This window comes from Psychromarinibacter sediminicola (assembly GCF_029168335.1).
In the GTDB taxonomy this organism is placed as follows: domain Bacteria; phylum Pseudomonadota; class Alphaproteobacteria; order Rhodobacterales; family Rhodobacteraceae; genus Psychromarinibacter; species Psychromarinibacter sediminicola.
Genome location: NZ_JARGYC010000113.1, coordinates 1 through 8746, shown reverse-complemented (window position 1 = coordinate 8746; position 8746 = coordinate 1). Strand labels below are relative to the sequence as shown.

Sequence of the window (8746 nt, the reverse complement as noted above, 5' to 3'; positions counted from 1 at the left end):
CCGAACCGGTGCCACCAGAACCGGACCGCTTCGTGGCTCACGTCGATCCCACGTTCGTGCAGCAGGTCTTCGACATTCCGCAGCGAAAGCGGGAAGCGGACGCTGCCAACGCCCCTGCCCCGCCTCAAGTCGAGTTCCTTTGACACCACCCAGGTGAACGTTCAATACACGGATTTGCCCTGGGTTACTTCGACCCACTGCTCAGATCGGATGCGCATTCGCACTGCGATCAGGTGCGAATGCACTGCATGGTGGGCAGATTGAATTGCAATTGACGTCCCCTCATGCCTATTCTTCATCAGGTACAGAAAAGGAAGACCCCGTGATCGAGACGGAACCCGCCGCGGCCCGCAACGGCATCCAGGTCATCGCCCGCGCCGCCGCGATCCTTCGCGTTCTGCGCCAGAACTCGACCGGCATGAGCCTCGGGCAAATCGCCGAGCGCGTCGAGCTGCCCCGTTCCACCGTGCAGCGTATCGTCGGCGCCCTGCAGGAAGAACGCCTGGTCATCGCGACGGGCTCGGGCGGCGGTATCCGCCTGGGCCCCGAAATCACGGCGCTCTCCGAGGCCACGCGCTACAGCGTCGTCGACGCCTGCCGGCAGTCCCTCTCGGACCTCAGCCAGCGCGTCGACGAAACGGTAGACCTGTCGGTTCTGCGCGGCACCGGCATGATCTTCCTCGACCAGGTGCCCGGCACGCACCGCCTGCGCACCGTCTCCGCCGTGGGCGACATCTTCCCGCTGACCACGACGGCCAACGGCCGCGCCGCGCTGTCCATGATTCCCGAAGACAAGGCCCGCATGCTGGCCGAGAAGGAATGGGCCAGACGCGGTCCATCGGGCAACTGGGACGATCTGGCCCGCGTGCTGGAACAGGTGCGGGCGACCGGCCTGTCCTACGACATCGACGAGCACACCGACGGCATCTCGGCCATAGGCGGCGGCTTTCACGACGATACCGGCGAACTCCACGCCATCTCCGTCCCGATTCCCTCCAGCCGCTTTCCCGACAAGAAGGCGCTGGTCGAAACCGCCTTGCGCGACACCCTGGACCGGGTGCGGCGGATGATGCGCTGAAGCGTCGCTACAGTCCCAGAAGCGCCGCCGCGTTGTCGTGACACACCTTCCGCCGCTCGTCCTCCGACAGCGGCGCCGCCTCGATCCAGGCGCCCGCCTCCGAGGCGCGCTCGAACGGGTAGTCGACCGAGAACATCACCCGGCCGGCGCCCATCGCATCCAGCGCACAGCGCAGCGGCGCGTCGGAACAGACCCCGGCCGTCGTGCACCAGACGTTGCGCTTGAAATAGTCCGACGGCTTCAGCTCCAGCCGCCTCTCGCCGCGCCGCGAAATCTCCCACCGGCTGTCGAACCGCCACAGCTGGTAGGGCAGCGTCTCGCCCATATGCCCCAGGATCAGCTTCGCGCCCGGATACCGGTCGAACACGCCGCCGAACACCAGCCGCAGCGCGTGGTTGCCGGTCTCCACCGTCCAGGACCAGACCGGACCGTAAAGCTCGGGATGCCCGTGATACATGTAGGGCACGTCCGGCGGGTTGTAGGGATGGATGTAGATCGGCGCCCCCAGATCCGCCGCCCGCTCCCACAGCACGGAAAACCGGTCGTCGTCCAGATAGGCCCCGTTGGTCTGCCCGTTGATCATGGCGCCCTGCATGCCAAGCTCGCGCACACAGCGCTCCAGCTCGTCCGCCGCCGCCGCCGGGTCCTGAACGGCCAGATGCGCGAACCCGCCGTAACGGTCGGGCCGCGCCTGCATCTGCTCGGCGAGAAAGTCGTTGGCCCGCGCCGCCAGCCGCACCGCCGTCTCGGTCACCGGCTCCGCCTGCACGCCCGGCCCCGACAGCGACAGCACCGCCTTCTCCACCCCGATGCCGTCCATCGCCGCCAGCCGCCGCTCGCCGAAATCCTGCAGCGCGTCCAGCGCCTTGCCGAACAGCTGGGGCGAGATGTTCACCGCCGTCAGGTTGAAATACTCGATGAACTCCGGCGCCATGAAATGCTCTTCAAGCGCGATCTTCGGTGTCTGGCTCATTCACTCGCTCCCCCGGGCACGATGCACCGCGCCCCTGTTTCTTCTCGTTCCAAATACGCCGGGGAGCGCGAGGGGCAGCGCCCCTCGCCCGGATCGGATCGCGTCAGCGATCCGAAACGGCTCAAAACAGCACCCCCGGCAACCACAGCGCCAGCCCCGGCACGGCGAAGAGCAGCGCCACCAGCACGATGGGCGCGAACAGGAACGGCGTGATCGAACGATAGAGCTGCCCCATCGCCAGCCCCGGCGCCTGCGCCTTGATGATGAACAGGTTCATCCCCACCGGCGGCGTGATCAGCCCCAGTTCCACCAGCACCGCCACCAAGACCCCGAACCAGATCGGGTCGAACCCGTAGCCCTCGATGACCGGCAGGAATACCGGCACGGTGATCAGCACCATGCCGATGCCTTCCAGGAAACAGCCCATCACGATGTAGAGCACGATGATCAGCAGCATCACCAGCACCGGCGACAGCTCGGCCCCCTGCGCCAGGTCCAGAAGCGTGTCGGGCAGCCGTGTCTGCACCACGAAATTGGCAAAGATCGTCGCCCCGATCACGATCATGAACAGCCCGCAGGAGATCAGCACCGAGGCCTGCACCGCCTGGACCAGCCCCTGCAGGCTCAGCGAGCGCTTGAGAACCCCCAGCACGATGGCCCCGAAGGCCCCGACCGAGGCCGCCTCGTTCGGGCTGAAGATGCCGGCATAGATGCCGCCGATGGTCAGGACGAACAGCAACACGAACTGCCACGGACCCATCAGCGCCCGCAGCCGCGCGCCGAGGCTCGCCACCCGATCCGTCGGCGCCCGCCCCGCGGCGCGCGCCAGGATCATCGACACGATCATGTAAAGCACCAGGAGCACGATGCCGGGGATCATCGAGGCGGCGAACAGCCGCGCCACCGACGCCTCGGCGATGGAGCCGTAGATGACGAGAATGATCGAGGGCGGAATGAGAATGCCCAGCGACCCGCCCGCGGCGATGGAGGAGGCCGAATAGCCCTCGTCGTAGCCCGCGCGCCGCATCTCCGGCAGCGCGATGCGCGTCATCGAGGCGGCCGTGGCCACGGACGAGCCGCAGATCGCCCCGAAGGCGCCGGAGGCCGCGATCGAGGCGATGGACAGCCCGCCCCGCAGCCCCGACATCGCCACCCGCGCCGCGTTGAACAGCTCTGCCGACATCCGCGAGCCCGACGCCACCTCGCCCATCAGCACGAAGAGCGGGATGACCGTCAGCCCGTATTCGCTGGCGATGTCGAAGGCGTTGGTGCCGGCGACGAACTGCGCCATGGCGACGTTGTTCAACAGGATGTTGCCCAGGATCCCGCAGGCGGCAAGCGCCAGCCAGACCGGCTGTCGCAGGAACAGCAGCACGAACATCACGCCGATGCCGGCGAGGCCGAGCGCGAAGGAACTCACAGCGCCCCCTCGTCATAGTCGTGCGGGTCGTCCCGCGATCCGCGAAGAGCGCCGACAAGCGCGATGAGCGTGCAGGCCAGGATGCCCGCCAGACCGACAAAGGCCACGACCCACAGCCACCAGACCGGCAGGAACAGCTCCAGCGAGATGTCGCCGTAGCGATAGGCGTCCCGCGCCGGCCCGACCATCGACCAGCCGAGGAACAGGAACACCGCCAGCGTGCCGACGGCCGAGACCAGCCGCAAGGCGCGCAGCACCGCCGCCGAGACCAGCCCGTCGATCAGGTCGATCAGGATCTCGCCGCCCCGCGCCACGACCGGGCCGATGCCGAAGAACACCATCACCAGAAGCGCGATCTCGACCACGTCGTAGGCGCCCTTGACCGGCGTGTTGAAGAACACCCGCAGCACGACGTCGGTCACGACGACGAGCATCATCACGACCAGCGCCAGCGAGGCGATCATGTGCAGGATACGGGCCAGCAGCGGCTGGCGCCCGGCGTCTGTCTTCATGGCGGGCCTTCCGGTTGCGGCCGCCCCGGCCACGCGGCCGGGGCGGCGCGGGTCTTACTGGGTGTAGGCGTCGAGGAAGGCCTGCGCCGGCTGGCCCGCGGCCTCCATCTCCGAGACCTTGTTCTCGATGATCGGCGCCAGCATCTCCTCCAGCGTGGCAAGCTGATCCTCCGACAGCTCCACGATCGTCACGCCGCCCTCCTTCATGTATTCGAGCCCGTGCTCCTCGCCGGCGTCCCACATCTCGCCGAAGGCTTCGGCGCGGTCGGGGCCGGTGGTCTCGTCGATCAGCGCCTTGTGCTCGTCCGACAGCCGCTCATAGGCCGCGTCCGACATCACCACCGAAAAGGTGGCCGAGCTGAGCCCCGGCGTGATCGACCAGTCGGTGACCGGCGCCAGGTCGAAGGCCAGCGTCGCCTCGAACGGGAAGGTGGCGCCGTCGACCACGCCCTTGCCCAGCGCGTCCGCGGTCTGCGCCGGCGGCACCGGCACGGGCGAGGCGCCCAGCGTCTCGACGATCTGCTGCCAGATGGTCCCGGCATAGCGGATGCGCAGCCCCTCCAGGTCCTCCAGCGTCTCGGGCACGTCGCCCGCACCGTGGATCTTCAGGGGCGGCGTGACCGCCATCCACAGGATCTTCGTGCCTTCGTGCTCCTCGGCCAGGTAGTCCGGCGCCAGCTCCGTCAGCCTGCGCGACGAGATCGCGCTGGCATTCCCCGCCGCGGGCGCGGTCTGCGGCATCCCCGCCAGCTCCGACATCGCGAACCGCCCCGGCGTCGCGCCGTGCAGCACCACGGCGATGTCCGCCGCGCCCGAACGGACCAGGTCGAACTGCCGCGGCGGCGGCCCCAGTTGGCCGGCCGGGAAGATCTCGACGGTCAGCGCGCCGTCCGTCTTCTCCGACAGTTCCTCGCCCCAAGATTCCAGCATTCGGTTGAAGGCGTGCTTCGGCGGCACGAAGGTCGAGACCTTCAGCGTTTCGGCCAGCACGGGCGCCGCCTGCGCCCCGACAGCAAGCGCGGCCGCGGCCGCGTAGTGCATGAGTTTCATTCCGTATCCTCCCATTCCACCGCCCATCATGCGGTACGAGCGTATTGTTATACAGTTATTCCGCGGAATCAACGATTCATCGCCCGCCAACGCCTCTCCAGCGCCGGCCAATGCGCCGCCCCGGCCGCCCGCATGCCCTCGGCCGCCTTCGGTTCGATCCGCCCGCCGACCTCGGCCGCGTAGCTCGGCCGCGCCTGCATCGCCGCCAGCCAGTCGCCGACCCGCGGCGCCCCGGCCCACAGCCCCTCGAAGCCCAGCCGCTCCAGCCGGTCGACGTAGGACAGAAGCGCGATGTCCACGATCCCGAAATCCGGCCCGCTCACCCAGTCGCCCCGGTCCAGCGCCGCCTGCATGTCGCCCAGCATCCGCGACAGATGCATCAGCGCCTGCCCGACATAGCCCGACTCCAGCCCGTGCTCGAACAGGTCCCTGCGTTTCATCCGCATCCAGGGATCGGGCATCTTTGCCAGCCTCGCCTCGATCTGCTCGGCCGTCTGGCTGGCCAGCGCGTTGTCGCGCCCCGCCGTCGAAAAGGTCAGCGTGTTGATCGCCGCGTGGATCGCCAGACAGCGCAACAGCCAGTGCCGCGCCGCCACCTCCGCCGCGCGCCCCCGGGGCATCAGCCGGCTGTCGTTGTACTCCCGGTCGAGGTATTCCAGGATCAGGCTGGACTCCGTCACCACCAGCCCCGCGTCCACCAGCGTCGGCACGACCCCGTCGGGGTTGAGCTTCAGGTATGCCGGATCGTGCTGATCGCCCGACGGCAGGTCCAGGACCTCCTCGTCATATCCCAGCCCGATCTCGGCCAGCCCCAGGCGGACCTTGATCGAACAGACGCTGCTTATGCCGTGATAGAGTTTCATCGCCCCCTCCCCCCGCGCGCACCCCGTGCCGCGGGTTCAGAAATTCACCCGGTCGCCGCCCTTCAGCCCCAGGATCTCGCGCGCCTCGTCGGGCGAGGCCACGTCGGCGCCCAGCTCTTCGACCACGCGCCGGACCTTCGCCACCTGCTGCGCGTTCGACTCCGCCAGCGTCCCGCGCGAGATGAACAGCGAATCCTCCAGCCCCACGCGCACGTTGCCGCCCATCGAACTCGCCGCCGAGGCCATCGGGATCTGCGCCGCCCCCGCGGCCAGCACCGACCAGCGATAGCTGTCGCCGAACAGCTTGTCGGCGGTCTTCTTCATGAACACGAGGTTCTCGATATCCGCGCCGATCCCGCCCAGAATGCCCATCACGAACTGGATGAAGACCGGCGCCTTGAACAGCCCGCTATCCATGCAGAATTTCAGGTTGTAGAGGTGGCCCACGTCGTAGCACTCGTGCTCGAACTTCATGTCGTGCGGCGCCAGCGTCTCCGCCGCCTCGCGGATGTCGCGGAAGGTGTTGCGAAAGATGTTGCCGTCCGAGCCCTCGACGTAGTCCTTCTCCCAGTCGAACTTCCACTCGTCGAAGCGCTTCGCCAGCGGATGAAAGCTGAAATTCATCGAGCCCATGTTCATCGAGCACATCTCGGCCGAGAACGTCGCCGCCGGCTTGAGCCGGTCCTGGATCGACAGGGTCAGCGACCCGCCGGTCGAGATGTTGACCACCGCGTCGCTGGCCTGCTTGATCCGTCCCAGAAAGGGCCGAAAATCCTCCGGATCGACCGAGGGCCGCCCGGTCTCGTTGTCGCGCGCGTGCAGATGCAGGATAGACGCCCCCGCCTCCGCTGCCGCGATCGCCTGGGTCGCGATGTCGTCATAGGTATAGGGCAGCGCGTCCGACATCGTCGGCGTATGGATCGCGCCCGTCACCGCGCAGGTGATGACCGTTTTCTGCTTCGCCATCATTGGCCTCCTTTCTTGCGGTCCACCCGGTATCCGAGCGGGAAAAGCGTCAGTCCCGTGCGCTCGCGCACCAGCCCCCACAGCCCGCGCGGGGCCACCAGCATGATGACGATCGCCACCGCGCCCAGCACGATCAGGTAGATCGCGCCCAGATCCGCCAGCGTCTCGCGCAACAGGAAGAACAGGACGGTGCCGATGATCGGCCCCTCCAGGCTGCCGATGCCGCCGATCACCACGATGAAGATCACGAAGGCCGTCCAGTCGTTCACGCTGAACGCCGCCTCGGGCGAGATGCGCAGCTTCGTCAGGAAGATCAGCGCGCCCACGAATGTGGTCAGCGCGCCGACCACGACATAGACCACGAACTTCGTCCGCCAGATGTCGATCCCCAGCGACGCGGCCGCCAGCTCGTTGTCGCGGATCGCGGTCAGCGCCAGCCCCCGGCGGGCGCGCAGGAACAGGTAGGCGAAGGCGATGACCAGCACCGCGACGCCCAGCGTCATCCAGTAGGTCACCGCCTCGCGCGCCGACCGCCCGTCGGCCAGCGAGCGCACCACCTGCACCGGCAGCGACGTGCCCGACCCGCCGCCCAGCGCGCCGACCTGCGCGAAGCCCAGCCGGAACACCTCGGCGATCACCCATGTGCCGATGGCGAAATAGGCCCCGCGCAGGCGGAAGATCAGGGCGGCCACCGGCATCGAGACGATGGCGCCCGCGATCACAGTCAGCGGCAGCGCCACGAAGGGATGCAAGCCCCCGAAGATCGTCAGCGCGAAGAACACGTAGCCGCCAAGCCCGACATAGGCCTGCTGCCCGACGGACACGAGCCCCGCGTAGCCGGCCAGCAGGTTCCACAGCGTGGCCAGCGACAGGTACAAGAACACCTCGCCCAGAAGGCGCAGCTCAGCGCGCCCGGCCCAGTACGGCGCAAGCACCAGCGCGATCAGCGCCACGAGGCCCAGCACCGCGGCCACTCGGCTGGCGCGGGTCGCGCGATAGACGCGGAAGGTCTCGCTCGCCCTCATCCCTCGACCCTCGGGAACAGGCCGCGCGGCCGCACGGCAAGGATGACCAGGAACGCGATATGGCCCGCCAGAAGCTGCCAGCCCGGGTTGATCTGCGCGCCGACGGCCTGCGCCACGCCCAGGATCACGCCCCCGGCCAATGTCCCCCACAGGTTGCCCAGCCCGCCGATGATGACCGCCTCGAAGCCGAAGATCAGCCGCGCGGGCCCCGTCGCCGGGTCGAAACTCGTGCGAATGCCAAGGAAGATCCCCGCCACCGCCGTGACCGCCAGCGACAGCGCCATCGCCAGCCCGAACACGTGCCGCCGGTTCAGCCCCATCAGCTGCGCGATGTCCTGGTTGTCGCTGACCGCGCGGAACGCCCGGCCCAGCGGCGTGCGGTAGAACACCATCTGCAGCAAGGCGATCACCGCCACCGCGGTCGCGAACATCAAAAGCGGCAGCAGGCCTAGCGCCAGCCCGCCGACCTCGACGCTCGCCACCTCCAGCGCGCCGGCGTTCAGCTTCTGCGGATCGGCGCTGTAGACCTCCAAAAGCGCGTTCTGGATGATGACCGACAGCCCGAAGGTCACCAGCAAGGGCGGCAGGATGTCGTCGCCCAGCGTCCAGTTCAGGATGCCGCGCTGCAGGACATAGCCGATCCCCGCCATCGCCGGCACCACCACCAGAAGCGCCACCAGCGGATAGAGCCCCAGCGCCGTCGCCACCGTCAGCCCCAGGAACGCCGCCAGCACGATCAGGTCGCCATGCGCGATGTTCACCAGCCGCATGACGCCGAAGATCAGCGACAGCCCCGCCGCGAACAGCGCGTAGAGCCCGCCCAGCAACGTCCCCTGCACGACGGCGTTCACCCACTCCA

General features: G+C 68.2%; 9 protein-coding genes and 1 pseudogene. 1 reads left to right on the top strand and 9 read right to left on the bottom strand.

Translation table 11 applies throughout. The features are described 5' to 3' along the window. A pseudogene (locus P1J78_RS23210) lies at positions 1-101 on the bottom strand (IS6 family transposase); the annotation flags it as partial. 221 nt (positions 102-322) lie between these two features. Here P1J78_RS23210 and P1J78_RS23205 point away from each other — a divergent pair. After that, positions 323-1078 carry an IclR family transcriptional regulator gene (locus P1J78_RS23205; RefSeq protein WP_275569763.1) on the top strand — a complete coding sequence of 252 codons (756 nt, stop codon included), beginning with the start codon at positions 323-325 and terminating at the stop codon, positions 1076-1078. A 7-nt stretch (positions 1079-1085) separates the two neighbouring features. On the opposite strand, the gene P1J78_RS23200 is transcribed toward P1J78_RS23205, so the two are convergent. The 8 genes from P1J78_RS23200 to P1J78_RS23165 form a co-directional block, all read right to left on the bottom strand. Continuing rightward, positions 1086-2051: an amidohydrolase family protein gene (locus P1J78_RS23200; RefSeq protein ID WP_275569762.1), complete on the bottom strand. Its 966-nt coding sequence runs from the start codon at positions 2049-2051 to the stop codon at positions 1086-1088. A gap of 121 nt (positions 2052-2172) precedes the next feature. Then, a complete protein-coding gene (locus P1J78_RS23195) occupies positions 2173-3471 on the bottom strand; it encodes a TRAP transporter large permease (protein ID WP_275569761.1) in 1299 nt (432 codons plus the stop codon). Next, positions 3468-3983: a TRAP transporter small permease gene (locus tag P1J78_RS23190; RefSeq protein ID WP_275569760.1), complete on the bottom strand. Its 516-nt coding sequence runs from the start codon at positions 3981-3983 to the stop codon at positions 3468-3470. The genes P1J78_RS23195 and P1J78_RS23190 overlap by 4 nt, the downstream gene beginning before the upstream one ends. A gap of 54 nt (positions 3984-4037) precedes the next feature. Next, a complete protein-coding gene (locus P1J78_RS23185; protein ID WP_275569759.1) occupies positions 4038-5033 on the bottom strand; it encodes a TRAP transporter substrate-binding protein in 996 nt (331 codons plus the stop codon). A 68-nt stretch (positions 5034-5101) separates the two neighbouring features. Beyond that, complete coding sequence (locus P1J78_RS23180; protein WP_275569758.1) at positions 5102-5896, bottom strand: glutathione S-transferase family protein; 795 nt, start codon at positions 5894-5896, stop codon at positions 5102-5104. Positions 5897-5932: 36 nt separating this feature from the next. Beyond that, positions 5933-6862, bottom strand: a complete 930-nt coding sequence (kce, locus tag P1J78_RS23175; RefSeq protein WP_275569757.1) for a 3,5-dioxohexanoate:acetyl-CoA acetone transferase — start codon at positions 6860-6862, stop codon at positions 5933-5935. Continuing rightward, positions 6862-7887 (bottom strand): branched-chain amino acid ABC transporter permease, encoded by a 1026-nt coding sequence (locus tag P1J78_RS23170; protein WP_275569756.1) that lies wholly within the window; start codon positions 7885-7887, stop codon positions 6862-6864. The genes kce and P1J78_RS23170 overlap by 1 nt, the downstream gene beginning before the upstream one ends. Continuing rightward, the coding region (locus P1J78_RS23165; RefSeq protein ID WP_309568148.1) for a branched-chain amino acid ABC transporter permease at positions 7884-8746 on the bottom strand (863 nt) is incomplete at its 5' end. The genes P1J78_RS23170 and P1J78_RS23165, both read right to left, overlap by 4 nt.

Bases quoted from the DNA above. Each gene is read 5' to 3' on its own strand.
- P1J78_RS23200 (WP_275569762.1), bottom strand. From the start codon at position 2,051: ATGAGCCAGACACCGAAGATCGCGCTTGAAGAGCATTTCATGGCGCCG.
- P1J78_RS23190 (WP_275569760.1), bottom strand. From the start codon at position 3,983: ATGAAGACAGACGCCGGGCGCCAGCCGCTGCTGGCCCGTATCCTGCAC.
- P1J78_RS23185 (WP_275569759.1), bottom strand. From the start codon at position 5,033: ATGAAACTCATGCACTACGCGGCCGCGGCCGCGCTTGCTGTCGGGGCG.
- P1J78_RS23180 (WP_275569758.1), bottom strand. From the start codon at position 5,896: ATGAAACTCTATCACGGCATAAGCAGCGTCTGTTCGATCAAGGTCCGC.
- kce (WP_275569757.1), bottom strand. From the start codon at position 6,862: ATGGCGAAGCAGAAAACGGTCATCACCTGCGCGGTGACGGGCGCGATC.
- P1J78_RS23170 (WP_275569756.1), bottom strand. From the start codon at position 7,887: ATGAGGGCGAGCGAGACCTTCCGCGTCTATCGCGCGACCCGCGCCAGC.